Consider the following 21,703-nt stretch of genomic DNA (forward strand, 5'->3'; position numbering starts at 1 on the left):
AGCAGGATACCCAAGCAGACCCATACGGGTCAAAACGCGGTCCGCGATGCCGATTCTGCTGGCGTCGCGGCGCACTCCGGTTCGGTCCTGGGTAGGGACCCCGCAGTTGTTACGGGCACCAGAGTAACCCGCCCGGAGCGCAGCGCACGACGCGCCAGCAGAAACACGAGCCCGCACAGGGTGGCGCAGTCCTTGAACGCGCGCCGCTTGTGGGCCAGCTCCGAGGGCCACGGGATCAGGGCCACCTGGGGCGTCAACGCCAGCCAGAACCAGGGCGAGCGGGGCATCGAGCCCGGCCGCACCGCCGAGGCCAGCAGCAGCGGGAGCACCACCAGCAGGTAGTGGTCGAAGGACGGCCGCGACACCAGGAATGCGGCGAGCATCACCAGGCAGGCGGTCTCCACCAGCCGCAGCTCACCCCCGTCGGCCTCGTCCGGCCTGCGCCACCGCACCCAGACCGCCCACAGACCGGCCCCGGCCCCCGCGAACGCGAACAGCACCGCGATCGGCTCCGGCACCCCCAGCCGCGGCAGCACCGCGATCGGCGAGGCGTCCCAGGGCAGCGCGTACGCGTCCTGCCCCTGGAGCAGGAAGGGGAGGGTCTTGGTGAAGAACAGCGACGGGCTCGGCATCAGCAGCGCGCCGGCCAGCGAGAGCCCCAGCGGCACCAGGACGGCGGCGGCCAGCCCCCGCCACTGCCGGGCGAGCAGGAACAGCAGCCCGATCGGCACCAGCATCGGCTTGCACGCGATCGCCAGCCCGACCACCAGCCCGGCCGCCGCCCACGACCGCCGGTGCGCGAGCAGCAGCGCCACCGGCAGCGCGGCCGCCGAGATGGCGGTCCAGTTGCCGATCAGCACGAGGTTCACGTACGGCTTGTAGGCGAGGGCGAACACCGCGAAGCCGCCGACCGCGAAGCGCGAGCGCAGCGGCACCGAGAACATCCGCAGTGCGGCCAGCCAGCCCACGCCCAGCAGGCCCGACATCCCGACCGGCAGGACCCACTGCAGCACCGTCCGCGGCAGCAGAGCCTCCGGAACCGCCATGATCACGGCGCTGGGGAGGTAGAGGAAGCGCTTGTCCTCGTACGGGGACCCGCCGGCGAGCAGCGTCTGCGCCGCCTTGACCACGAAGGCGTTGTCCGAGCCCCAGTTCGCGCGCAGGCTCGTGGAGACGGCGACCCCGAGGAGCACCGCGACGGAAAGCACCTGCCACGGCCGGGAGGCCGGCCGCAGCAGCCAGTCGATCAGCCGGCTCCCCGAGGCCGGCGGCCCGGAGGTCTGGTTCTCCCACTTCATCAGCCAGATGCTAGGCCGCAGCCCCACGACGCCTGCCCCTCACTCATCCGAGGGGGTGACGGTAGCCCCCTAGCGCTTGCGTTCGACTCTACGTTCGTCCCAGACGGGCTCCTGAGTCTCCCGCACAACACCGTCGGAACCGAAGACCAGGTAACGGTCAAATGTGCGCGCGAACCAGCGATCGTGCGTGACGCACAGCACAGTCCCCTCGTAGGCCTCCAGGCCGTCCTGGAGCGCCTCCGCGGACTCCAGGTCCAGGTTGTCCGTCGGCTCGTCCAGCAGGAGGGCCGTGGTCCCCGCCAGCTCCAGCAGCAGGATCTGGAAGCGTGCCTGCTGGCCGCCCGAGAGCTTCTCGAACGGCTGGTCGCCCTGGCGCTCCAGCTCGTACCGGCGCAGCGCGCCCATCGCCGCGCCGAGCGGCTTCGCCGCCTCCGTCCACAGGATGTCGACGAGGGTGCGGCCGAACAGCTCGGGGTGGGCGTGCGTCTGCGCGAAGTGGCCGGGAACCACCCGTGCGCCCAGCTTCCACGTGCCCGTGTGCTTGACGTCCTCGCCGGCCATCAGCCGCAGGAAGTGCGATTTGCCGGAGCCGTTCGAGCCCAGCACCGCGACCCGCTCCCCGTAGAAGACCTCCAGCGAGAAGGGCTTCATCAGCCCCGTGAGCTCCAGGTTCTCCACGGTCAGCGCGCGTACGCCCGTACGCCCGCCCTTGAGTCGCATCCGGATGTCCTGCTCCCGCGGCGGCTCCGGCGGGGGGCCCGCCTCCTCGAACTTCTGGAAGCGGGTCTGCATCGCCCGGTACCGCGAGGCCATGTCGGGGCTGCTCGCGGCCTGGTTGCGCAGCCGCAGCACCAGGGCCTTGAGCCGGGCGTGCTCCTCGTCCCAGCGCCGCTTGAGCTCCTCGAAGCGCGCGAAGCGCTCCTTGCGTGCTTCGTGGTAGGTGTCGAAGCCGGCGCCGTGCACCCAGACGTCGGAGCCCATCGGGCTCGCCTCCAGGCTGATGATCTTCTCGGCGGCCCGGGTCAGCAGCTCCCGGTCGTGCGAGACGAACAGCACCGTCTTGCGGGTCGCCTTGAGCTGGTCCTCCAGCCACCGCTTGCCGGGGACGTCGAGGTAGTTGTCCGGCTCGTCGAGCAGCAGCACCTCGTCCGGCCCGCGCAGCAGCGCCTCCAGCACGAGCCGCTTCTGCTCACCGCCCGACAGCGTGCGCACCTCGCGGAACTGCGCGGTGTCGTACGGGATCGCCAGCGCGGCCATGGTGCAGACGTCCCACAGGGTCTCCGCCTCGTAGCCCTGGACGTCCGCCCAGTCGCTCAGCGCCTGCGCGTACGCCATCTGCGCGGCCTCGTCGTCCACGGTGAGGATCAGCTGCTCGGCCCGGTCCACGGCCTTGGCGGCCTCCCGGATCCGCGGCTGGGCCACTGACACCAGGAGGTCCCGCACGGTCGTCTCGTCCCGCACCGAGCCCACGAACTGCGACATCACACCGAGACCGCCGGAGACGGTCACGCCGCCGCCGTGCGGCTGGAGCTCCCCGGAGATCATCTTCAGCAGGGTGGTCTTGCCGGCCCCGTTCGCCCCGACGAGGGCGACCACCGACCCCTCCCCCACCCGGAAGGAGACGTCGGGGAGCAGGACCCGCCCGTCGGGAAGGTAGTACTCCAGATGGCTGGCTTCGAGATGTCCCATGCCCGGCATTCTCCAGGTCCGGCGGCGATCCACCCAACCCGATTCTCGGGCGCTCAGCAGCAGCCGGCTCCGGGGAGGGTGCGCAGGTTGCGGGCTTCCCTGCTGCGGGCGGCCAGCAGCTCGTCCGCCGGGTAGCCGACCTCCTCCAGGGTCAGCCCGTGGGGCTTGACCACGTGCACCGAGGAGTCCCGTACGCCGGCGGCCAGCACCTTGCCGGGCCAGTCGGTGGGCCGGTGTCCGTCGCCTACGTGCAGCAGCGCGCCCACCAGCGAGCGGACCATGTTGTGGCAGAAGGCGTCGGCGCGGACGGTCGCGGTGACGATGCCGTCCTCGGCTCGCTCCCAGCTGAGCTGCTGGAGCGTACGGATGGTGGTGGCGCCCTCGCGCTTCTTGCAGTACGCGGCGAAGTCGTGCTCGCCGAGCAGCGCCGTGGCGGCCTCGTTCATGGCGTCCACGTCGAGGGGCCACTGGTGCCACAGCACGTGGCCGCGGCGCAGCGGGTCGACGCCGCCCTGGTGGTCGCCGACGCGGTAGGCGTAGCGGCGCCAGATGGCCGAGAAGCGCGCGTTGAAGCCCTCGGGGGCCTCGGCGACCTTCCACACCCGTACGTCGTGCGGCAGCCGCCCCGCGAGGCGGCGCAGCAGCTTGTCGTGGTGCTCGGCCCACACCTCCTCGGCGAGGTCGAACTGGGCGACCTGCCCGCGGGCGTGCACGCCCGCGTCGGTACGCCCGGCCACGGTCAGCTCGACCCGCTCGGGCAGCCGCATCACGGTCTGCAGGGCCGACTCCAGCTCGCCCTGGACGGTGCGCAGCACACGCTGCTTCGCCCAGCCGGAGAAGTCCTTGCCGTCGTAGCTCAGGTCCAGCCGCACCCGGACGTGCCCGGGCTCCACCTCGTCACTCACGTGACAGATCCTCTCAGAGTCACCGCAATGCAGAACGGGCCCGCCCCCGGAAGGGGCGGGCCCGTTCAGAGCCGATCAAGCAAGCGTGATCCCGTGGGATCAGGCCTCCTTGGTCTCCTCGGCGGGGGTCTCGACAGCCTCCGCCTCCTTGACCGCGCGCTTGGTGGCGGCCTCGGCCTCACCAGTGGCCTGCTGGGCGACCGTGAGGGCCTCGACCAGCTCGATCACGGCCATCGGGGCGTTGTCGCCACGACGGTTGCCGATCTTGGTGATGCGCGTGTAACCACCGGGGCGGTTCTCGTAGCGCGGGGCGATCTCGGTGAACAGCGTGTGCACGATGCTCTTGTCCGTGATCGTCTGCAGCACCAGGCGACGGTTGTGGATGTCGCCCTTCTTCGCCTTGGTGACCAGACGCTCGGCGTAGGGACGCAGGCGACGGGCCTTGGCCTCGGTGGTGGTGATGCGGCCGTGCTCGAAGAGCGCCTTCGCGAGGTTCGCGAGGAGGTGCTTCTCGTGCGCGGCGGAGCCGCCCAGGCGGGCACCCTTTGCGGGACGCGGCATTGTTACTCCTTCATATCTGCACCGGCCGTGTCAGGTACCGGTGTCAGTTCCCTCAAGCGGTTGCACGAGGGGGTGCGGGGGGCGCGAGCCCCCCACAAGCTTTCTCAGTACTGCTCGGTCTCGACGAAACCGGCGTCCGCGTCGTCGTCGGCGCCGAAGGCGTCGGCGGCGGCGGTCGGGTCGAATCCGGGCGGGCTGTCCTTGAGGGCCAGGCCCATGCCGGCCAGCTTCGCCTTGACCTCGTCGATCGACTTCGCACCGAAGTTGCGGATGTCGAGCAGGTCCGCCTCGGAGCGGGCGACGAGCTCACCCACGGAGTGGATGCCCTCGCGCTTGAGGCAGTTGTACGACCGAACGGTGAGCTCGAGCTCCTCGATCGGCAGCGCCAGGTCGGCGGCCAGGGCGGCGTCCGTCGGGGACGGGCCCATGTCGATGCCCTCGGCGTCGATGTTGAGCTCGCGCGCCAGACCGAACAGCTCGACCAGGGTCTTGCCGGCGGACGCCATGGCGTCACGCGGGCGCATGGCCTGCTTGGTCTCGACGTCGACGATCAGCTTGTCGAAGTCGGTGCGCTGCTCGACTCGGGTCGCCTCGACCTTGTAGGTGACCTTGAGGACCGGGCTGTAGATGGAGTCGATCGGGATGCGGCCGATCTCCTGGCCCAGCTGCTTGTTCTGGACGGCGGAGACGTAGCCGCGACCGCGCTCGACGGTCAGCTCCATCTCCAGCTTGCCCTTGCCGTTGAGCGTGGCGAGGACGAGGTCCGGGTTGTGCACCTCGACACCGGCCGGGGGCGCGATGTCAGCGGCGGTGACCAGGCCGGGACCCTGCTTGCGCAGGTACATCACGACCGGCTCGTCGTGCTCCGAGGAGACGACCAGCTGCTTGATGTTCAGGATGATGTCGGTGACGTCTTCCTTCACACCCGGCACGGTGGTGAACTCGTGCAGGACGCCGTCCACGCGGATGCTGGTGACAGCGGCACCCGGGATCGAGGACAGGAGCGTGCGGCGCAGGGAGTTGCCGAGGGTGTAGCCGAAGCCCGGCTCCAGCGGCTCGATCACGAACCGCGAGCGGTACTCGTCGACGACCTCTTCGGTCAGCGAAGGACGCTGAGCGATAAGCATGTCTGTGTTCCTTCATTCGTGGACGCCCACTATTTGACGCCCGACGGGATGCCGTACCGAGGTACGGCTACTGCAAGGGTACGGGCGGCACGGCCCCCGAAGGAGTCGTACCGCCCGGACACTCAAGAACGCACAGGTGCGTCCGCTGCGTCAGACGCGGCGGCGCTTCGGCGGGCGGCAGCCGTTGTGCGGGGTGGGGGTGACGTCCTGGATCGAGCCGACCTCAAGGCCGGTGGCCTGGAGGGAGCGGATCGCGGTCTCGCGGCCGGAGCCCGGACCCTTCACGAAGACGTCAACCTTGCGCATGCCGTGCTCCTGCGCGCGGCGGGCGGCCGACTCGGCGGCCATCTGCGCGGCGAAGGGGGTGGACTTGCGCGAGCCCTTGAAGCCGACGTGGCCGGCGGAGGCCCAGGAGATCACGTTGCCCGAGGGGTCGGTGATCGAAACGATGGTGTTGTTGAACGTGCTCTTGATGTGGGCGTGCCCGTGAGCGACGTTCTTCTTTTCCTTGCGGCGCACCTTCTTGGCAGCGCCCTGACGACCCTTGGGGGGCATCTAAATCTCCTACGGGAGGTGGTCGGTCCTACAGCGCAAGACCGCTGAACAGGACTACTTCTTGCCCGGCTTCTTCTTACCGGCGATCGCGCGACGCGGGCCCTTGCGGGTACGCGCGTTCGTGCTGGTGCGCTGACCGTGCACCGGGAGGCCGCGACGGTGGCGGATACCCTGGTAGCACTGGATCTCGACCTTGCGACGGATGTCGGCCTGGATCTCGCGGCGGAGGTCACCCTCGGTGCGGAGGTTGGCGTCCACGTACTCGCGGATCTTGACCAGGTCCTCTTCGGCCAGGTCACGAACGCGGGTGTTCGGGTTCACGCCGGTGGAGGCGAGGATCTCCTTGGACCGGGTGCGCCCGATACCGAAGACGTAGGTGAGTGCGATCTCCACACGCTTTTCGCGCGGGATGTCAACACCGGAAACGCGTGCCATTCAATGGCTCCTGTGTGTTCGGGGGTCTTCCGCAGAATCAGCCCCGACCGCCGACCACACCTGAATGGGTGGTGGTACGTCCGGGTCCCCGGCCCCCGCCGGAGGTGCCGCCGGCCCCTTGCAGGGCTGGGCGGATTCTGCGTATGTACGTTTTCTTACGTCGCGCGAAGAACTGCGTTAAGGCAGGTCGGTCGGCGTGCGTCAGCCCTGGCGCTGCTTGTGGCGCAGGTTGTCGCAGATGACCATGACCCGGCCGTGACGGCGGATCACCTTGCACTTGTCGCAGATCTTCTTGACGCTCGGCTTGACCTTCATGTTGGTGAGGTTCTCCGGGTCAGTGCCACCACCCGCACCGGGACAAGACGCCCAGGCAGGAGTGAGGACAAGATCTACTTGTATCGGTAGACGATCCGGCCACGCGTCAGGTCGTACGGAGACAGCTCCACGACGACCCGGTCATCCGGGAGGATGCGGATGTAGTGCATGCGCATCTTGCCGCTGATGTGCGCGAGGACCTTGTGACCGTTCTGCAGTTCCACCTTGAACATCGCGTTCGGGAGGGACTCGATCACGGTGCCCTCGATTTCGATGGCACCTTGCTTCTTGGCCACGCTTCGCCCTTCGAATCGGCTACCTTGATCGGCTCGGTGCGCCACGCTTGCAGGCATGGAAGTGCACGAGAGCCGACGAGTCAGTCTACGTCAGGGCACCCAGAAAGACGAATCCGGAAAGTTTGCCCCAGAGTGTAGATCATTACGCCAGAGGGTCCGGAGCCGTGGTGACCCCGTACTCCGCCAGCTTCGCCTTGCCGCAGTCCGGGCTGGTCAGAACGATCGGACCGGCCTCCGTCAGGGCGATGGAGTGCTCCCAGTGCGAGGACCAGGTGCCGTCCGTCGTGATGACCGTCCAGTCGTCCGCCAGTACCTCCGTCTGGGCGGTGCCCAGGGAGACCATCGGCTCGATCGCCAGGCAGACGCCCGGGACCAGCTTGATGCCCTTGCCCCGCTTGCGCGAGACGTAGTTCAGCAGGTGGGGGTCCATGTGCATCTCGGACCCGATGCCGTGGCCGCCGTAGTCCTCGATGATCCCGAACTTGCCGAGGCTGTGGTCACCGGTGGCGGGACGCGGCTGGCGCTTGATGTACGTCTCGATCGCCTTGGAGATGTCCACGAGGCGGTTGCCGAGCTTCATGGCGGCGATGCCGGCCCACATGGACTCCTCGGTCACCCGGGAGAGCTCCAGGAGCTCAGGAGCATGCCCGGTGCCCACGAAGGCGGTGTACGCGGCGTCGCCGTGCCAGCCGTCGATGATGGCGCCGGCGTCGATCGAGATGATGTCGCCGTCCTTGAGGACCGTCTTGTCGTCCGGGATGCCGTGGACGACGACCTCGTTCACCGAGGTGCAGATCGTCGCGGGGAAGCCGCCGTAGCCGAGGAAGTTCGACTTGGCGCCGGCGTCCGCGATCACCTTGCGGGCCACCATGTCCAGATCATGCGTCGTGGCGCCCGGAACGGCCGCCTCACGGGTCGCCGCGTGGATCGCGGCGACGACCAGCCCCGCCTCGCGCATCTTCGCGATCTGCTCGGGGGTCTTGATCTGGACCATGAAAAACGCCTTCCAGCCTCGGTACGAGTCTTCTCAACAGTACGGCCGCGATGCCCTGGGGACACCGCGGCCGTTCTTGCACTACGGGGGTACTACTTGGGGAGGGCGTCCATCGCGCGCTTGGTGACGTCCGCGACCTCACCGAGGGCCGGGATGGTCACCAGCAGGCCCTGGCCCTTGTAGTAGTCGATGATCGGCTCGGTCTGCGTGTGGTAGACCTCCAGCCGGTTGCGCACCGTGGCCTCGGAGTCGTCCCCGCGCTGGTACAGCTCGCCACCGCAGGTGTCGCAGACACCCTCGGCCTTCGGCGGGGCGTACGCGACGTGGAAGACGTGCGAGGAGTCGTTGCGGCAGATCCGGCGACCGGCGATCCGCTTGACGACCTCGTCCTCCTCGACCTCAAGGTCGAGGACGGCGTCGAGCTTCATGCCCTCCGCCTTCAGCATCACGTCGAGGGCCTCCGCCTGCGACACGTTGCGCGGGAAGCCGTCGAGCAGGAAGCCGCCCACGGCGTCGGGCTGCTCCATCCGGTCCTTCGCCATGCCGATGGTCACCTCGTCGGGGACCAGGTCGCCGGCGTCCATGTACGCCTTCGCCTGCTTGCCCAGCTCGGTGCCCTGGCTGATGTTGGCCCGGAACAGGTCGCCCGTGGAGATGTGCGGGATCGACAGGTTCTTGGCGAGGAACGCGGCCTGCGTTCCCTTGCCCGCACCGGGCGGTCCGACGAGGACGATTCGCATCAGCGGAGGAACCCTTCGTAATTACGCTGCTGGAGCTGGCTCTCGATCTGCTTCACGGTTTCCAGACCCACACCCACGATGATCAGGATGCTCGTCCCGCCGAACGGGAAGTTCTGGTTCGCTCCGAAGCCGGCCAACGCCATCGTCGGCACAAGAGCGATGAGACCCAGGTACAGCGACCCCGGCCAGGTGATCCGGTTGAGCACGTAGCTCAGGTACTCAGCGGTGGGTCGACCGGCACGAATACCCGGGATGAACCCACCATACTTCTTCATGTTGTCTGCAACTTCCTCGGGGTTGAACGAGATCGCCACGTAGAAGAACGCGAAGAAGACGATCAGGAGGAAGTAGGTCGCGATGTAGTACGGGTGGTCGCCCTTGACGAAGTGCTTCTGGATCCAGGTGGCCCAGCCCGCGGTCGAGCCGCTGAACTGGACGATCAGTGCCGGGATGTAGAGCAGCGACGAGGCGAAGATGACGGGGATGATGCCCGCCTGGTTCACCTTGAGCGGGATGTAGGTCGAGGTACCGCCGTAGGCACGGCGGCCGATCATGCGCTTCGCGTACTGGACCGGGATCCGGCGCTGCGCCTGCTCGACGAAGACCACCAGGCCGACCATCGCGAGGCCGACGAGCATGACCACGCCGAACTCGACCCAGCCGTCCGCGATCTTGCCCTGGAGCTTGATCTGCCAGAGGGCTCCGATGAAGCCGGCGGCGATCGAGATGAACATGAGGATCGACATACCGTTGCCGATGCCGCGGTCGGTGATGAGCTCACCGAGCCACATGACGACGCAAGTACCGGCGGTCATGGTGACCACCATGACGACCGTGGTGAAGATCGACCGGTCGGGGACGATATCGCGGGCGGCCGAGCAGCCCTGGAACAGGGCACCCGTGCGGGCCGTGGCGACGAGGCCCGTGCCCTGCAGGATCGCCAGCGCGACCGTCAGATAGCGCGTGTACTGAGTGATCTTCGCCGTGCCGGACTGGCCCTCTTTTTTGAGGGTCTCCAGCTTCGGGATGACCACGGTCAGCAGCTGCAGAATGATGCTCGCCGTGATGTAGGGCATGATGCCGAGCGCGAAGATCGTGATCTGCAGCAGCGCACCGCCGCTGAACATGTTGACCAGGCCGAACAGCCCATTGCTGCTGCCTGCCTGCTCAACACAGATCTGAACGTTCTTGTAGCTCACGCCGGGTACCGGGATGTGGGACCCGAGCCGGAACAGCACGATGATGCCGAGCGTGAAGAGCAGCTTCTTGCGCAGGTCGGGCGTCTTGAACGCCCGGGCGAACGCGGTGAGCACGGTGCCTCCTGCGACCCCCGCGCTACTGCGTCAGAGGTGACGGTCTGAGGGATCGACGTATACGACAAAGCAAAGGTGCACGCCACCTTACCGGCGAGTGTGCCTCCCGTGGAACGACCAACCGGGGATGCCCCAAATGTGAGGCATCCCCGGTCGGGTTTCGTGCTATTCAGCCACTTGAATCGTCTTAGACGAGCTCGGTGACGGTGCCACCGGCAGCGGCGATCTTCTCCTTGGCGGAGGCGGAGACGGCGTCAACCGAAACCTGCAGCGCCACGGAGAGCTCGCCCTGGCCCAGGACCTTGACGAGGCTGTTCTTGCGAACCGCGCCCTTGGCGACCAGGTCGGCCACCGTGACTTCTCCACCCTCGGGGTAGAGAGCGCCGAGCTTGTCCAGGTTGACCACCTGGAACTCGGTGCGGAACGGGTTCTTGAAGCCCTTGAGCTTCGGCAGGCGCATGTGGAGGGGCATCTGCCCGCCCTCGAAGCGCTGCGGGATCTGGTAACGGGCCTTCTGGCCCTTCGTACCACGACCGGCCGTCTTACCCTTCGACGCCTCACCACGACCGACACGGGTCTTCGCGGTCTTGGCGCCGGGGGCGGGACGGAGGTTGTGGGCCTTCAGCGGGCTGTTCTCAGCCATGTTAGTCAACCTCCTCAACCGTCACGAGGTGGCGGACGGTGTGCACCATTCCGCGGAACTCGGGGCGGTCCTCCTTGACGACCACGTCGTTCAGGCGCTTGAGCCCGAGCGAACGCAGAGTGTCACGGTGGTTCTGCTTGCTGCCGATGTACGACTTCGTCTGCGTGATCTTGAGGCGAGCCATTACGCAGCACCCGCCCCGGCACGTGCACGCAGCAGAGCCGCGGGGGCGACGTCCTCGAGGGGCAGACCACGGCGAGCCGCGATCTCCTCGGGACGCTGCAGACCCTTGAGCGCTGCCACGGTCGCGTGCACGATGTTGATCGCGTTCGACGAACCGAGCGACTTCGACAGGATGTCGTGAACGCCGGCGCACTCCAGAACGGCGCGCACCGGGCCACCGGCGATAACACCGGTACCGGGGGAAGCCGGCTTCAGCAGCACGACGCCCGCGGCACGCTCGCCCGTGATCGGGTGAGGGATGGTGCCCTGGATGCGCGGAACCTTGAAGAAGTTCTTCTTCGCTTCCTCGACACCCTTGGCGATGGCCGCGGGAACTTCCTTGGCCTTGCCGTAACCGACACCTACAGTGCCGTCACCGTCGCCCACCACGACCAGCGCGGTGAAGCTGAAGCGGCGACCACCCTTGACAACCTTGGCGACGCGGTTGATCGCGACAACGCGCTCAACGTAAGCGGTCTTCTCGGCGGCAGGGCCACCGTCGCGACCCTTCCGGTCCCGCCGCTCGCCGCCACCGGCACCGCTTCCGCGGCGCTGGGGTCCAGCCATTGGATTACCTCTCTCTGTTACGTCCGTGAGTCCCGGAACCGGGGCTTAGAACTTCAGCCCGGCTTCGCGGGCGGCGTCAGCCAGAGCGGCAATGCGCCCGGCGTATCGGTTGCCACCGCGGTCGAACACGACGGTCTCGACACCCGCAGCCTTGGCACGCTCGGCGACGAGCGCGCCGACAGCCTGGGCCTGCGAGCTCTTGTCGCCTTCGCCACCGCGGATCGAAGCGTCCAGGGTCGACGCGGACGCCAGGGTGTGACCCTGGAGGTCGTCGATGACCTGAGCAACGATGTTGCGGTTGGAACGCGTCACGACGAGGCGCGGACGCTCCGCCGTACCCGAGACGTTCTTGCGGATGCGGATGTGGCGGCGAGCCTTGGCAGCGCGCTTGTACGCGTCACCCTTGGCGATCTTCACACCGTATGCCATGGCTACTTACCAGCCTTTCCGACCTTGCGGCGGATGACTTCGCCGGCGTACTTGACACCCTTGGCCTTGTACGGGTCGGGCTTCCGCAGCTTGCGGATGTTGGCGGCGACCTCGCCGACCTTCTGCTTGTCGATGCCCTCGACCGTGAACTTGGTCGGCGACTCGACCTTGAAGGAGATGCCCTCGGGCGCCTCCACCAGGATCGGGTGGCTGTAACCCAGCTGGAACTCCAGGTTGGAGCCCTTCGCCAGGACACGGTAACCGACACCGCTGATCTCGAGAGCCTTGACGTATCCCGTGGTCACACCGGTGATCATGTTCGCCACCAGCGTGCGGGACAGGCCGTGCAGGGCCTTGTTCTGACGCTCGTCGTTCGGACGGGTGACGTTCAGAACGCCGTCCTCGCCCTTAACAACGGCGATGGGAGCCTTGACGGTGTGGGAGAGGGAACCCTTGGGGCCCTTCACCGCGACCGTGCTGCCATCGATGGTGACGTCCACACCGGCGGGAACCTGGATGGGGAGCTTGCCGATTCGCGACATTGCTTTTCCTCCGTTCCCGACTACCAGACGTAGGCGAGGACTTCCCCACCTACGCCCTTCTTGCCTGCCTGCTGGCCGGTCAGGAGACCGTGGGACGTGGAGATGATCGCCACGCCCAGGCCGCCGAGGACCTTCGGCAGGTTGGTGGACTTTGCGTACACGCGCAGACCGGGCTTCGAGATCCGCTTGATGCCCGCGATGGAGCGCTCACGGTTCGGCCCGAACTTCAGCTCGAGGACGAGGTTCTTGCCGACCTCGGCGTCCTCGACCTTCCAGCCGGTGATGAAACCCTCTTGCTTGAGGATCTCCGCGATGTGCGACTTGATCTTGCTGTGCGGCATCACGACGGTGTCGTGGTACGCCGAGTTAGCGTTACGCAGACGGGTCAGCATGTCTGCGATCGGGTCAGTCATGGTCATGAAGTGGCCTTCGGCCTCTCTCGCCGGGGTTTCCTGTATGCGCCATCCCTCTCCCCACTCAGTGGCGGGACGGGTGCGGTGCGGGGACCTACGGCGTAGTAAGTCGTTATGGGCGGCGGACGCCCAACCACACAAGCCTAAGGCATGCGCGGCCGGGCACCCACCGTCCAGATGCTTACCGAGAGTGCCTGGTACAGCCCAAGTCCTTGCGGACGAGGGTGATTTACCAGGAGCTCTTGGTCACGCCCGGCAGCTCGCCACGGTGAGCCATCTCACGAAGGCAGACGCGGCACAGGCCGAACTTGCGGTACACGGAGTGGGGGCGACCGCAGCGCTGGCAGCGGGTGTACGCACGCACACCGAACTTGGGCTTGCGGGCAGCCTTCGCGATGAGAGCCTTCTTCGCCATCTCGCTTACGCCTCCTTGAAGGGGAAGCCGAGGTGACGAAGGAGGGCACGGCCCTCGTCGTCGTTGGTCGCCGTGGTGACCACGGTGATGTCCATACCCCGGGTACGGTCGATCTTGTCCTGGTCGATCTCGTGGAACATGACCTGCTCCGTGAGACCGAAGGTGTAGTTGCCACGGCCGTCGAACTGCTTCGGCGACAGACCACGGAAGTCACGGATACGCGGCAGCGCGAGCGACAGCGTACGGTCCAGGAACTCCCACATGCGGTCACCACGGAGGGTGACGTGGCAGCCGATCGGCTGACCCTCGCGCAGCTTGAACTGCGCGATGGACTTCCGGGCCTTCGTGACGGCCGGCTTCTGGCCGGTGATCGTCGTCAGGTCCTTGATGGCGCCGTCGATCAGCTTGGAGTCGCGGGCGGCGTCGCCCACACCCATGTTGACCACGATCTTCACGAGGCCGGGGATCTGCATGACGTTCTCGTAGGAGAACTCCTCACGCAGCTTGCCCGCGATGTCCTCGCGGTACTTCGTCTTGAGACGCGGAGTGGTAGCCATCAGATGTCCTCACCCGTCCGCTTGGCAACGCGGATCTTGTTGCCCTCGTCGTCGAAGCGGTAGCCGACGCGGGTGACGACCTTCTTGCCGTCCTTCTCCACAACCAGCTGAACGTTGCTGACGTGGACCGGGGCCTCGGTGATCACAATGCCACCGGCCTGGTTCTGCGCAGCCTTGGTGTGCTTCTTGACCCGGTTGACACCCTCGACGAGGACGCGGTTGTCGGCGGGGAAGGCGACGATGACCTTGCCCTGCTTGCCCTTGTCCTTACCGGTGATGACCTGAACCAGGTCGCCCTTCTTGATCTTCATGCTTACAGCACCTCCGGCGCGAGCGAGATGATCTTCATGAACTTCTTCTCGCGCAGCTCACGGCCCACCGGGCCGAAGATACGGGTGCCGCGAGGGTCGCCGTCGTTCTTCAGAATGACGGCGGCGTTCTCGTCAAAGCGGATGTACGAGCCGTCCTGGCGGCGACGCTCCTTGACGGTGCGAACGATGACCGCCTTGACGACGTCACCCTTCTTCACGTTGCCACCGGGGATCGCGTCCTTGACGGTGGCGACGATGACGTCACCGATGCCCGCGTAGCGGCGACCGGAACCACCGAGAACACGGATGCAAAGGATTTCCTTGGCACCAGTGTTGTCGGCGATACGCAGTCGCGACTCCTGCTGGATCACGTGTATCTCCTGTTTGTCTGCCGGTTCCCGGCGGGGGCTTCACTCCGGAGAGCGTCGCCCCCACCGAGCCTGGCGGAACGAATCCGGGGGAAACCCCCCGGACGAATTACTTGGCCTTCTCGAGGATCTCGACGATGCGCCAGCGCTTGCTCGCCGACAGCGGACGCGTCTCCATGATGAGGACGCGGTCGCCGACGCCGGCAGCGTTCTGCTCGTCGTGCGCCTTGAGCTTGTTCGTACGGCGGATGACCTTGCCGTACAGGGCGTGCTTGACGCGGTCCTCGACGGCGACGACGACGGTCTTGTCCATCTTGTCGCTGACGACCAGACCCTCACGGGTCTTGCGGAATCCGCGCTCGGTCTTCTCAGTCACGTTGTTCTCGCTCATCAGGCGCTCTCCACCGTCTCGATACCGAGCTCACGCTCGTGCATCAGGGTGTAGATGCGAGCGATGTCCTTACGGACGGACTTGAGCCGGCCGTTGTTCTCCAGCTGACCCGTGGCCGCCTGGAAGCGGAGCTTGAACAGCTCCTCCTTGGCCTCGCGCAGCTTGCCAACGAGCTCCTCGTTGCCGAGCTCACGCAGCTCGGACGCCTTGGTTCCCGTCGCCATCACGACTCACCTGCCTCGCGCCGAACAATCCGGCACTTCATCGGAAGCTTGTGAGCAGCGCGGGTGAGCGCCTCACGAGCAATCTTCTCGTTCGGGTAGGACAGCTCGAACATGACCCGGCCCGGGTGCACGTTGGCGATCCACCACTCGGGAGAACCCTTACCGGAACCCATGCGGGTTTCGGCCGGCTTCTTCGTCAGCGGGCGGTCCGGGTAGATGTTGATCCAGACCTTGCCGCCACGCTTGATGTGGCGGGTCATCGCAATACGAGCCGCCTCGATCTGGCGGTTCGTCACGTACGCCGGGGTCAGCGCCTGGATGCCGTACTCGCCGAACGTGACCTCAGTACCGCCCTTGGCCATACCGCTGCGCTTCGGGTGGTGCTGCTTGCGGTGCTTGACCCTACGAGGGATCAGCATGTCGGTCAGGCCTCCGTTCCGGTGCTCTCGGCCGGAGCGGCGGCGGGAGCGTCGGCCTTGGGGGCCTCGACACCAGCAGCCTGCTGCGGCTTGCGGCCACCACGGCCGCCGCGCTCGCCACCACGGCCACCACGGCCGGCGGGACGGTCGCCAGCGCCCTGCGCGCCACGGGCCGGGCGGTTACCCGCACGGGCCGCAGCGTTCTCGGCGCGAACCTCGGCGATGTTCTTGACGTCGCCCTTGTAGATCCAGACCTTCACACCGATACGGCCGAAGGTGGTCTTGGCCTCGAAGAAGCCGTAGTCCACGTTCGCGCGGAGGGTGTGCAGCGGCACACGGCCTTCGCGGTAGAACTCGGAGCGGGACATCTCGGCGCCGCCGAGACGGCCGCCACACTGGATCTTGATGCCCTTGGCGCCGGCCTTCATCGTGCCCTGCATGCTCTTACGCATGGCGCGACGGAAGGAGACGCGGGAGGAAAGCTGCTCGGCAACGGCCTGGGCAACCAGCTGAGCGTCAAGCTCGGGGTTCTTGACCTCGAGGATGTTCAGCTGGACCTGCTTGCCCGTGAGCTTCTCGAGGTCACCGCGGATGCGGTCGGCCTCGGCGCCACGGCGGCCGATGACGATGCCCGGACGAGCGGTGTGGATGTCCACACGCACGCGGTCACGGGTGCGCTCGATCTCAACCTTCGAGATGCCGGCGCGCTCCATGCCGGACGTCATCATCCGACGGATGGCGACGTCTTCCTTGACGTAGTCCTTGTACAGCTTGTCGGCGTACCAACGCGACTTGAAGTCGGTGGTGATGCCGAGCCGGAACCCGTGCGGGTTTACCTTCTGGCCCATTACCGGGAACCTTCCTTGCTGCTGACGACCACGGTGATGTGGCTGGTCCGCTTGCGGATCCGGTAGGCACGGCCCTGCGCACGCGGACGGAACCGCTTCAGGGTCGGGCCCTCGTCCACGAACGCCTCGCTGATGACCAGCGTGGAGGCGTCCGGGTGGTTGTAGTTGTGTGCGGCATTGGCAATGGCGCTGTCCAGCACCTTGCCAACCGGCACGCTCGCGGCCTGCGGGGCGAAACGCAGGACCGCCTGAGCCTCCGTGGCATCCATGCCACGGATAAGGTCCACCACTCGGCGGGCCTTCATGGGCGTGACGCGGATGTACCGCGCCTGGGCCCTGGCTTCCATGGTTGTCCCTTCGGTGTAAGTCATAGTCGTAACCACCCCGCCTTTAGCGGCGCTTCGACTTCCGGTCGTCCTTGACGTGGCCGCGGAAGGTGCGAGTCGGCGAGAACTCGCCGAGCTTGTGGCCGACCATCGACTCGGTGACGAACACCGGGACGTGGGTCTTGCCGTTGTGCACCGCGATGGTGTGACCCAGCATGCTGGGGATGATCATCGAGCGACGGGACCAGGTCTTGATGACGTTCTTGGTGCCGGCTTCGTTCTGGACGTCCACCTTCTTTACGAGGTGGTCGTCGACGAAGGGCCCCTTCTTGAGACTGCGCGGCATCTAAACCCGCTCCTAGCGCTTCTTGTTCGTCTTGCGGCGGCGGACGATGTACTTGCTCGAAGCCTTCTTCGGCGAGCGAGTACGACCCTCCTTCTGACCCCACGGGGAGACCGGGTGGCGACCACCACTGGTCTTGCCCTCACCACCACCGTGCGGGTGGTCAACCGGGTTCATCGCGACACCGCGGACGGACGGGCGAACGCCCTTCCAGCGCATGCGGCCGGCCTTGCCCCAGTTGATGTTCGACTGCTCGGCGTTGCCGACCTCACCGACGGTCGCGCGGCAGCGCGCGTCGACCAGGCGGATCTCACCGGAAGGCATACGAAGGTGGGCCATCGTGCCCTCCTTCGCCAGCAGCTGCACGGAGGCACCCGCGGAGCGGGCGAACTTGGCGCCACCACCGGGACGGAGCTCGATCGCGTGGATCGTGGTACCGACCGGGATGTTGCGGAGCGCGAGGTTGTTACCGGGCTTGATGTCGGCCGTGGGGCCGTTCTCAATCCGGTCGCCCTGCTTCAGAGCCTTCGGCGCGATGATGTAGCGCTTCTCGCCGTCCGCGTAGTGCAGGAGCGCGATGCGCGCGGTGCGGTTGGGGTCGTACTCGATGTGCGCGACCTTGGCCGGCACGCCGTCCTTGTCGTGACGACGGAAGTCGATCACGCGGTAGGCGCGCTTGTGTCCACCACCCTGGTGGCGAACGGTGATCCGACCGGTGTTGTTACGGCCGCCCTTGCTGTGCAGGGGGCGAACCAGCGACTTCTCCGGCGTGGACCGCGTGATCTCGACAAAGTCGGCGACGCTGGAGCCACGACGGCCCGGGGTCGTCGGCTTGTACTTGCGGATACCCATTTCTCAGTCCTCGTCCGATTCCGGACGACTAGACCTCCGTTAGGAGGCCTGGCCGCCGAAGATGTCGATTCGGTCGCCCTCAGCGAGGGTCACGATGGCGCGCTTGGTGTCAGCGCGCTTGCCGAAACCGGTCTTGGTGCGCTTGCGCTTACCCTGACGGTTGATCGTGTTGACCCCGGTGACCTTGACCCCGAAGACCGCCTCGACGGCCTGCTTGATCTGGGTCTTGTTGGAGCCAGGCGCGACGATGAACGTGTACTTGTTCTCGTCCAGCAGCGCGTAGCTCTTCTCCGAGACAACCGGCTTGATCAGCAGGTCGCGCGGGTCAGTGAAGGTCTTGCTGGTAACGGTCGCCTCAGACATCAGGCGTCGCTCCCTTCGGTCTCATCGGCCTTGGGGCCAGACACGAAGGACTCGAAAGCGGCCTGAGTGAAGACCACGTCGTCAGAGACGATCACGTCGTACGTGTTCAGCTGGCCCGGCTCCAGGATGTGAACCTGGGGCAGGTTGCGGGCGGACAGCCACGCGGCCTCTTCGGCGCGGTCGACGACCAGGAGCAGGTTCTTGCGCTCCGAGATCTTGCCGAACAGCGTCTTGGCGGCCTTCGTGGAGGCGGCACCCTCGACCACGCCGGTGACGACGTGGATGCGGGAGTGACGCGCACGGTCCGAGAGGGCACCGCGGAGGGCGGCGGCCTTCATCTTCTTGGGGGTCCGCTGGGAGTAGTCACGCGGCTGCGGGCCGTGGACCACGCCACCGCCGACGAACTGCGGCGCACGGGTCGAACCCTGGCGCGCGCGGCCGGTGCCCTTCTGGCGGTACGGCTTGCGGCCACCACCACGGACTTCGCCACGACGCTTGGTCTTGTGCGTGCCCTGACGGGCAGCGGCCAGCTGAGCGACAACGACCTGGTGGATCAGCGGAACGCTGGTCTTCGCGTCGAAGATCTCCGCGGGGAGCTCGACGGTACCGGCCTTGTCGCCTGCCGGCGAAAGGATGTCAATGGTGCTCATTACCTCAAGCCCCCTTGGCCGCGGTACGGACCAGGACGAGGCCGCCGTTCGGACCGGGGACCGCACCCTTGATGAGGAGCAGACCCTTCTCCGCGTCAACCGCGTGGATGGTCAGGTTCTGGGTGGTGACGCGCTCGTTACCCATACGACCGGCCATGCGCATGCCCTTGAAGACACGCCCAGGGGTGGCGCAGCCACCGATCGAACCGGGGGAGCGGTGCTTGCGCTGCACACCGTGACCGGCGCCGAGGCCCCGGAAGTTGTGCCGCTTCATGACACCGGCGAAGCCCTTGCCCTTGCTGTTGCCCGTGACGTCAACCTTGACGCCGGACTCGAACACCTCAGCAGTGATCTCCTGGCCGAGCGTGTACTCGCTGGCGTCGGAGGTGCGGAGCTCCACCAGGTGGCGGCGGGGGGTCACGTCGGCCTTGGCGAAGTGGCCCTTGAGGGGCTTGTTCACCTTGCGCGGGTCGATCTCGCCGAAGGCGATCTGGACCGACTCGTAGCCGTCGATGTCGTTCGTACGGACCTGGGTAACGACGCAGGGTCCGGCCTTGACCACGGTCACCGGGACGACACGGTTGTTCTCGTCCCAGACCTGGGTCATGCCGAGCTTCTCGCCCAGGACGCCCTTGATCTGCTTTGCCATCTTCTCGACGCCTCTCAGAGCTTGATCTCGATGTCAACGCCGGCCGGAAGGTCCAGGCGCATCAGCGAGTCAACGGTCTTGGGGGTCGGGTCGAGGATGTCGATCAGGCGCTTGTGCGTGCGCATCTCGAAGTGCTCGCGCGAGTCCTTGTACTTGTGCGGCGACTTGATGACGCAGTACACGTTCTTCTCAGTGGGCAGCGGCACCGGGCCCGCGACCGACGCACCAGTGCGCGTCACCGTCTCGACGATCTTCTTCGCCGAGGAATCGATGACCTCGTGGTCGTAGGCCTTGAGCCGGATGCGGATCTTCTGTCCCGCCATGGCTACTCCGTAGTCCTGTCTGTATGTGGAAACGCTCTGGCTCTCGGTCGGCTGTGGGACGGATCCCACGGCCTCTCGCCGACCCACGCGGTCGGGCGTGTCGCACTCCCTCTACAGAAAATTCCCATACGGAAATTCCCTCGTCCAAGGGGGTGCGGTCCCTGTGACCGCGTTTCGGGGGAGAAACACCCACCGAGCGCCTGGTGGGCACCGTGCTGACGCTTCCCAGAAGATTCCCGTACGTCCGTCCCCATTGCTGCCCCGAGAGGCAGATTAAGGACGACGAGTACTGTGGGACTCGCTTCCGGTCCTCCCGGCGGGAGGCGCGCAGCATCGGCACTCAGCCGAGCAACTTGAGTAGTCTGCCATACGAGGCACGTACCTGGCCAATCGGGCCGAAGAGAATACCCCGCCACGCTGAGTGGTCAAACTGCACCACGCGCATCGCCCGGCGGGGCTTCTCCCCCGGTCAGGAGCGTGTGACCGTCCCGCACCCTTCGCCCTGGATGTCCCTGCTGCGGTCGTACGGGTCCACGGCGGGACCGGTGGGCGCCGGACCGGCCGGGGCCTCCCGCGGGAAGTCCGGGTGCAGGAACCCGTCGGTGGTGTCGCATGCGACGTTCGACCACTCCGAGACGTACGTGCTCAGCTGGAGCCTGCCCCGGGTGGCCGCCCAGCGCGCCGGGTCGAGCAGGCTCAGGGTGATCTGCCGGCGCACGATGGTGCGCTGCACGCTCGTGCCGCCGTTCGTCATGGGGTGGACGAAGGTGTAGTCCGTCACCACGCGCAGTTCCCCGGGATCCCCCGCCTCCGCGCGCATGCTCCCGCGCACCTTGACCACGTCACCGACCGGCTTGACCTTCGCCGGGTCGAAGCGGGTGAAGAGCAGCGCCGGGGTGTTCTCCGCGGTGGGCTGGGTCAGGGACTGCTCCAGCCGCTGCGGGACCTCCGGCTGCTTGGGGTCGAGGATCGCCAGGGCGGAGGCCGGCCGCTCCCCGCGCAGGGTCGCCGGGTCGAGATTGGTCGCGATCAGGAACTGCCTGGTCTTCTCCAGCGCGTCCGCGACCTGCTGCTGGGACATCCCGCCGACGGCCGTGGCCTCGGGGACCTCGATGCCGGCGGCCCCGTCGGCCCACTGGAGGGCCGGGGAGCCGCGGAAAGGTTCCTGCAGCGTCGGCTGGTCGGGCGCCATCGACGGTGGCGGCGCGGTCGGACGTCCGGACTCACCGGGCAGCGGAGCGGCGTTGCGGGCCTTCTCGCGGGCCTCGGTCGTGCCGGTGATCCGGTCGATCACCAGCTCGGGCCGTACGGCGATCAGCGCGAGCCCGGCGACGCCGAGGACGGCCAGAGCCGCCCCCAGCCGCCCCGGGCGCCGGCGCTCCCGCCGTACGGGCCCGGTCCGCCAGCCCGGCGGCTCCTGCCCCTGTGTGGCGCGCAGCCGCTCGGTGACCATCCGCGCCCGTGCGGAGGGTTCCGTCGGGGCGTTCCCCGCGCCCCGGGCGGCCTGCTCCATGAACCGGGCCAGCTCCTCGTCGGAGATGCCCGTCCTGTCGTCCTCGTTCTTCCCCATGTCCCCTGTCTCCCCTGTTTCCGTTCCCGGCCCCGACATGCGCGAGGGGC

General features: G+C 67.0%; 34 protein-coding genes. All 34 read right to left on the bottom strand.

The annotated features are described in order from the left end of the window. Positions 1–29: 29 nt before the first annotated feature. Positions 30–1,298 (bottom strand): glycosyltransferase family 87 protein, encoded by a 1,269-nt coding sequence (locus ACZ4VT_RS12775; RefSeq protein WP_467949012.1) that lies wholly within the window; start codon positions 1,296–1,298, stop codon positions 30–32. 69 nt (positions 1,299–1,367) lie between these two features. After that, positions 1,368–2,996 carry an ABC-F family ATP-binding cassette domain-containing protein gene (locus ACZ4VT_RS12780; RefSeq protein WP_362806291.1) on the bottom strand — a complete coding sequence of 543 codons (1,629 nt, stop codon included), beginning with the start codon at positions 2,994–2,996 and terminating at the stop codon, positions 1,368–1,370. A gap of 44 nt (positions 2,997–3,040) precedes the next feature. Further along, on the bottom strand, positions 3,041–3,892 hold the full coding sequence (truA, locus tag ACZ4VT_RS12785; protein ID WP_467949014.1) for a tRNA pseudouridine(38-40) synthase TruA: 852 nt from the start codon (positions 3,890–3,892) through the stop codon (positions 3,041–3,043). A gap of 99 nt (positions 3,893–3,991) precedes the next feature. Then, positions 3,992–4,453: a 50S ribosomal protein L17 gene (gene rplQ / locus ACZ4VT_RS12790; protein ID WP_030154710.1), complete on the bottom strand. Its 462-nt coding sequence runs from the start codon at positions 4,451–4,453 to the stop codon at positions 3,992–3,994. 104 nt (positions 4,454–4,557) lie between these two features. Further along, entirely contained in the window at positions 4,558–5,580 is a 1,023-nt protein-coding gene (locus ACZ4VT_RS12795; protein WP_008739666.1) for a DNA-directed RNA polymerase subunit alpha, read from the bottom strand. A 150-nt stretch (positions 5,581–5,730) separates the two neighbouring features. Then, complete coding sequence (gene rpsK / locus ACZ4VT_RS12800) at positions 5,731–6,135, bottom strand: 30S ribosomal protein S11 (protein ID WP_003956432.1); 405 nt, start codon at positions 6,133–6,135, stop codon at positions 5,731–5,733. 54 nt (positions 6,136–6,189) lie between these two features. Then, a complete protein-coding gene (gene rpsM, locus ACZ4VT_RS12805) occupies positions 6,190–6,570 on the bottom strand; it encodes a 30S ribosomal protein S13 (RefSeq protein WP_030710357.1) in 381 nt (126 codons plus the stop codon). Positions 6,571–6,771: 201 nt separating this feature from the next. Continuing rightward, positions 6,772–6,885, bottom strand: a complete 114-nt coding sequence (gene rpmJ / locus ACZ4VT_RS12810) for a 50S ribosomal protein L36 (RefSeq protein ID WP_003956441.1) — start codon at positions 6,883–6,885, stop codon at positions 6,772–6,774. 74 nt (positions 6,886–6,959) lie between these two features. Beyond that, on the bottom strand, positions 6,960–7,181 hold the full coding sequence (infA, locus tag ACZ4VT_RS12815; RefSeq protein WP_003956442.1) for a translation initiation factor IF-1: 222 nt from the start codon (positions 7,179–7,181) through the stop codon (positions 6,960–6,962). Between the two features lie 142 nt (positions 7,182–7,323). Further along, positions 7,324–8,175 (bottom strand): type I methionyl aminopeptidase, encoded by an 852-nt coding sequence (map, locus tag ACZ4VT_RS12820; RefSeq protein ID WP_467949016.1) that lies wholly within the window; start codon positions 8,173–8,175, stop codon positions 7,324–7,326. A 92-nt stretch (positions 8,176–8,267) separates the two neighbouring features. Then, positions 8,268–8,915, bottom strand: a complete 648-nt coding sequence (locus ACZ4VT_RS12825) for an adenylate kinase (RefSeq protein ID WP_362806229.1) — start codon at positions 8,913–8,915, stop codon at positions 8,268–8,270. Further along, entirely contained in the window at positions 8,915–10,228 is a 1,314-nt protein-coding gene (gene secY / locus ACZ4VT_RS12830; RefSeq protein ID WP_467949018.1) for a preprotein translocase subunit SecY, read from the bottom strand. Before secY ends, ACZ4VT_RS12825 begins: the two co-directional genes overlap by 1 nt. A gap of 187 nt (positions 10,229–10,415) precedes the next feature. Then, positions 10,416–10,871: a 50S ribosomal protein L15 gene (rplO, locus tag ACZ4VT_RS12835; protein ID WP_008739693.1), complete on the bottom strand. Its 456-nt coding sequence runs from the start codon at positions 10,869–10,871 to the stop codon at positions 10,416–10,418. A 1-nt stretch (position 10,872) separates the two neighbouring features. After that, the gene (gene rpmD, locus ACZ4VT_RS12840; RefSeq protein WP_005313525.1) at positions 10,873–11,055 is read right to left on the bottom strand and encodes a 50S ribosomal protein L30; all 183 of its coding nucleotides are present in this window, start codon (positions 11,053–11,055) and stop codon (positions 10,873–10,875) included. Then, positions 11,055–11,660 (bottom strand): 30S ribosomal protein S5, encoded by a 606-nt coding sequence (gene rpsE / locus ACZ4VT_RS12845; protein ID WP_030298218.1) that lies wholly within the window; start codon positions 11,658–11,660, stop codon positions 11,055–11,057. Before rpsE ends, rpmD begins: the two co-directional genes overlap by 1 nt. A gap of 45 nt (positions 11,661–11,705) precedes the next feature. Continuing rightward, complete coding sequence (gene rplR / locus ACZ4VT_RS12850) at positions 11,706–12,089, bottom strand: 50S ribosomal protein L18 (protein WP_030008471.1); 384 nt, start codon at positions 12,087–12,089, stop codon at positions 11,706–11,708. 2 nt (positions 12,090–12,091) lie between these two features. Then, positions 12,092–12,631: a 50S ribosomal protein L6 gene (gene rplF / locus ACZ4VT_RS12855; RefSeq protein ID WP_030008470.1), complete on the bottom strand. Its 540-nt coding sequence runs from the start codon at positions 12,629–12,631 to the stop codon at positions 12,092–12,094. 20 nt (positions 12,632–12,651) lie between these two features. Next, complete coding sequence (rpsH, locus tag ACZ4VT_RS12860) at positions 12,652–13,050, bottom strand: 30S ribosomal protein S8 (RefSeq protein ID WP_007265911.1); 399 nt, start codon at positions 13,048–13,050, stop codon at positions 12,652–12,654. Positions 13,051–13,273: 223 nt separating this feature from the next. Then, positions 13,274–13,459, bottom strand: a complete 186-nt coding sequence (locus tag ACZ4VT_RS12865) for a type Z 30S ribosomal protein S14 (protein ID WP_003956452.1) — start codon at positions 13,457–13,459, stop codon at positions 13,274–13,276. A gap of 5 nt (positions 13,460–13,464) precedes the next feature. After that, positions 13,465–14,016, bottom strand: coding sequence for a 50S ribosomal protein L5 (gene rplE / locus ACZ4VT_RS12870; protein ID WP_030388859.1), 552 nt, complete (start codon positions 14,014–14,016; stop codon positions 13,465–13,467). Next, positions 14,016–14,327 (bottom strand): 50S ribosomal protein L24, encoded by a 312-nt coding sequence (rplX, locus tag ACZ4VT_RS12875; RefSeq protein WP_030008468.1) that lies wholly within the window; start codon positions 14,325–14,327, stop codon positions 14,016–14,018. The genes rplE and rplX overlap by 1 nt, the downstream gene beginning before the upstream one ends. Positions 14,328–14,329: 2 nt before the next feature. After that, entirely contained in the window at positions 14,330–14,698 is a 369-nt protein-coding gene (gene rplN / locus ACZ4VT_RS12880) for a 50S ribosomal protein L14 (RefSeq protein WP_008739701.1), read from the bottom strand. Positions 14,699–14,804: 106 nt separating this feature from the next. Continuing rightward, complete coding sequence (gene rpsQ / locus ACZ4VT_RS12885; RefSeq protein ID WP_030008467.1) at positions 14,805–15,086, bottom strand: 30S ribosomal protein S17; 282 nt, start codon at positions 15,084–15,086, stop codon at positions 14,805–14,807. Then, complete coding sequence (gene rpmC, locus ACZ4VT_RS12890; protein ID WP_008739703.1) at positions 15,086–15,310, bottom strand: 50S ribosomal protein L29; 225 nt, start codon at positions 15,308–15,310, stop codon at positions 15,086–15,088. Before rpmC ends, rpsQ begins: the two co-directional genes overlap by 1 nt. Continuing rightward, positions 15,310–15,729, bottom strand: coding sequence for a 50S ribosomal protein L16 (rplP, locus tag ACZ4VT_RS12895; protein ID WP_008739704.1), 420 nt, complete (start codon positions 15,727–15,729; stop codon positions 15,310–15,312). Before rplP ends, rpmC begins: the two co-directional genes overlap by 1 nt. 5 nt (positions 15,730–15,734) lie before the next feature. After that, entirely contained in the window at positions 15,735–16,577 is an 843-nt protein-coding gene (rpsC, locus tag ACZ4VT_RS12900) for a 30S ribosomal protein S3 (protein WP_030230639.1), read from the bottom strand. Next, positions 16,577–16,924 carry a 50S ribosomal protein L22 gene (gene rplV, locus ACZ4VT_RS12905; protein ID WP_037792011.1) on the bottom strand — a complete coding sequence of 116 codons (348 nt, stop codon included), beginning with the start codon at positions 16,922–16,924 and terminating at the stop codon, positions 16,577–16,579. Before rplV ends, rpsC begins: the two co-directional genes overlap by 1 nt. A gap of 43 nt (positions 16,925–16,967) precedes the next feature. Next, complete coding sequence (gene rpsS / locus ACZ4VT_RS12910; protein WP_008739713.1) at positions 16,968–17,249, bottom strand: 30S ribosomal protein S19; 282 nt, start codon at positions 17,247–17,249, stop codon at positions 16,968–16,970. A gap of 12 nt (positions 17,250–17,261) precedes the next feature. Next, a complete protein-coding gene (gene rplB, locus ACZ4VT_RS12915) occupies positions 17,262–18,098 on the bottom strand; it encodes a 50S ribosomal protein L2 (RefSeq protein ID WP_008739715.1) in 837 nt (278 codons plus the stop codon). Positions 18,099–18,137: 39 nt separating this feature from the next. Continuing rightward, entirely contained in the window at positions 18,138–18,461 is a 324-nt protein-coding gene (gene rplW / locus ACZ4VT_RS12920; protein WP_030154694.1) for a 50S ribosomal protein L23, read from the bottom strand. Beyond that, positions 18,461–19,111 carry a 50S ribosomal protein L4 gene (rplD, locus tag ACZ4VT_RS12925; RefSeq protein WP_030388861.1) on the bottom strand — a complete coding sequence of 217 codons (651 nt, stop codon included), beginning with the start codon at positions 19,109–19,111 and terminating at the stop codon, positions 18,461–18,463. The genes rplW and rplD overlap by 1 nt, the downstream gene beginning before the upstream one ends. A 4-nt stretch (positions 19,112–19,115) precedes the next feature. After that, positions 19,116–19,760 carry a 50S ribosomal protein L3 gene (gene rplC / locus ACZ4VT_RS12930; RefSeq protein ID WP_007265899.1) on the bottom strand — a complete coding sequence of 215 codons (645 nt, stop codon included), beginning with the start codon at positions 19,758–19,760 and terminating at the stop codon, positions 19,116–19,118. A gap of 14 nt (positions 19,761–19,774) precedes the next feature. Further along, positions 19,775–20,083 carry a 30S ribosomal protein S10 gene (rpsJ, locus tag ACZ4VT_RS12935; RefSeq protein WP_003948644.1) on the bottom strand — a complete coding sequence of 103 codons (309 nt, stop codon included), beginning with the start codon at positions 20,081–20,083 and terminating at the stop codon, positions 19,775–19,777. Between the two features lie 469 nt (positions 20,084–20,552). Then, entirely contained in the window at positions 20,553–21,653 is a 1,101-nt protein-coding gene (locus ACZ4VT_RS12940) for a hypothetical protein (RefSeq protein WP_467949021.1), read from the bottom strand. Positions 21,654–21,703 lie beyond the last annotated feature (50 nt).

Source organism: Streptomyces sp. NPDC029164 (genome assembly GCF_055563995.1).

Excerpts from the sequence above, each read along its gene's own strand:
- rplP (WP_008739704.1), bottom strand. The coding sequence starts at position 15,729 with ATGCTGATCCCTCGTAGGGTCAAGCACCGCAAGCAGCACCACCCGAAG.
- map (WP_467949016.1), bottom strand. The coding sequence starts at position 8,175 with ATGGTCCAGATCAAGACCCCCGAGCAGATCGCGAAGATGCGCGAGGCG.
- rplW (WP_030154694.1), bottom strand. The coding sequence starts at position 18,461 with ATGTCTGAGGCGACCGTTACCAGCAAGACCTTCACTGACCCGCGCGAC.
- rplD (WP_030388861.1), bottom strand. The coding sequence starts at position 19,111 with ATGAGCACCATTGACATCCTTTCGCCGGCAGGCGACAAGGCCGGTACC.
- rplF (WP_030008470.1), bottom strand. The coding sequence starts at position 12,631 with ATGTCGCGAATCGGCAAGCTCCCCATCCAGGTTCCCGCCGGTGTGGAC.
- rpsH (WP_007265911.1), bottom strand. The coding sequence starts at position 13,050 with ATGACCATGACTGACCCGATCGCAGACATGCTGACCCGTCTGCGTAAC.
- rplX (WP_030008468.1), bottom strand. The coding sequence starts at position 14,327 with ATGAAGATCAAGAAGGGCGACCTGGTTCAGGTCATCACCGGTAAGGAC.
- ACZ4VT_RS12775 (WP_467949012.1), bottom strand. The coding sequence starts at position 1,298 with ATGAAGTGGGAGAACCAGACCTCCGGGCCGCCGGCCTCGGGGAGCCGG.
- rpsE (WP_030298218.1), bottom strand. The coding sequence starts at position 11,660 with ATGGCTGGACCCCAGCGCCGCGGAAGCGGTGCCGGTGGCGGCGAGCGG.
- rpmD (WP_005313525.1), bottom strand. The coding sequence starts at position 11,055 with ATGGCTCGCCTCAAGATCACGCAGACGAAGTCGTACATCGGCAGCAAG.
- ACZ4VT_RS12865 (WP_003956452.1), bottom strand. The coding sequence starts at position 13,459 with ATGGCGAAGAAGGCTCTCATCGCGAAGGCTGCCCGCAAGCCCAAGTTC.
- rplB (WP_008739715.1), bottom strand. The coding sequence starts at position 18,098 with ATGGGTATCCGCAAGTACAAGCCGACGACCCCGGGCCGTCGTGGCTCC.
- rpsK (WP_003956432.1), bottom strand. The coding sequence starts at position 6,135 with ATGCCCCCCAAGGGTCGTCAGGGCGCTGCCAAGAAGGTGCGCCGCAAG.
- rplR (WP_030008471.1), bottom strand. The coding sequence starts at position 12,089 with ATGGCATACGGTGTGAAGATCGCCAAGGGTGACGCGTACAAGCGCGCT.
- rpsC (WP_030230639.1), bottom strand. The coding sequence starts at position 16,577 with ATGGGCCAGAAGGTAAACCCGCACGGGTTCCGGCTCGGCATCACCACC.
- ACZ4VT_RS12825 (WP_362806229.1), bottom strand. The coding sequence starts at position 8,915 with ATGCGAATCGTCCTCGTCGGACCGCCCGGTGCGGGCAAGGGAACGCAG.
- rpsS (WP_008739713.1), bottom strand. The coding sequence starts at position 17,249 with ATGCCGCGCAGTCTCAAGAAGGGGCCCTTCGTCGACGACCACCTCGTA.
- rpsJ (WP_003948644.1), bottom strand. The coding sequence starts at position 20,083 with ATGGCGGGACAGAAGATCCGCATCCGGCTCAAGGCCTACGACCACGAG.
- rplE (WP_030388859.1), bottom strand. The coding sequence starts at position 14,016 with ATGGCTACCACTCCGCGTCTCAAGACGAAGTACCGCGAGGACATCGCG.
- rplC (WP_007265899.1), bottom strand. The coding sequence starts at position 19,760 with ATGGCAAAGCAGATCAAGGGCGTCCTGGGCGAGAAGCTCGGCATGACC.
- rpsM (WP_030710357.1), bottom strand. The coding sequence starts at position 6,570 with ATGGCACGCGTTTCCGGTGTTGACATCCCGCGCGAAAAGCGTGTGGAG.
- rplV (WP_037792011.1), bottom strand. The coding sequence starts at position 16,924 with ATGGAAGCCAGGGCCCAGGCGCGGTACATCCGCGTCACGCCCATGAAG.
- ACZ4VT_RS12780 (WP_362806291.1), bottom strand. The coding sequence starts at position 2,996 with ATGCCGGGCATGGGACATCTCGAAGCCAGCCATCTGGAGTACTACCTT.
- rplO (WP_008739693.1), bottom strand. The coding sequence starts at position 10,871 with ATGGCTGAGAACAGCCCGCTGAAGGCCCACAACCTCCGTCCCGCCCCC.
- ACZ4VT_RS12940 (WP_467949021.1), bottom strand. The coding sequence starts at position 21,653 with ATGGGGAAGAACGAGGACGACAGGACGGGCATCTCCGACGAGGAGCTG.
- rpmC (WP_008739703.1), bottom strand. The coding sequence starts at position 15,310 with ATGGCGACGGGAACCAAGGCGTCCGAGCTGCGTGAGCTCGGCAACGAG.
- rplQ (WP_030154710.1), bottom strand. The coding sequence starts at position 4,453 with ATGCCGCGTCCCGCAAAGGGTGCCCGCCTGGGCGGCTCCGCCGCGCAC.
- rpsQ (WP_030008467.1), bottom strand. The coding sequence starts at position 15,086 with ATGAGCGAGAACAACGTGACTGAGAAGACCGAGCGCGGATTCCGCAAG.
- ACZ4VT_RS12795 (WP_008739666.1), bottom strand. The coding sequence starts at position 5,580 with ATGCTTATCGCTCAGCGTCCTTCGCTGACCGAAGAGGTCGTCGACGAG.
- rpmJ (WP_003956441.1), bottom strand. The coding sequence starts at position 6,885 with ATGAAGGTCAAGCCGAGCGTCAAGAAGATCTGCGACAAGTGCAAGGTG.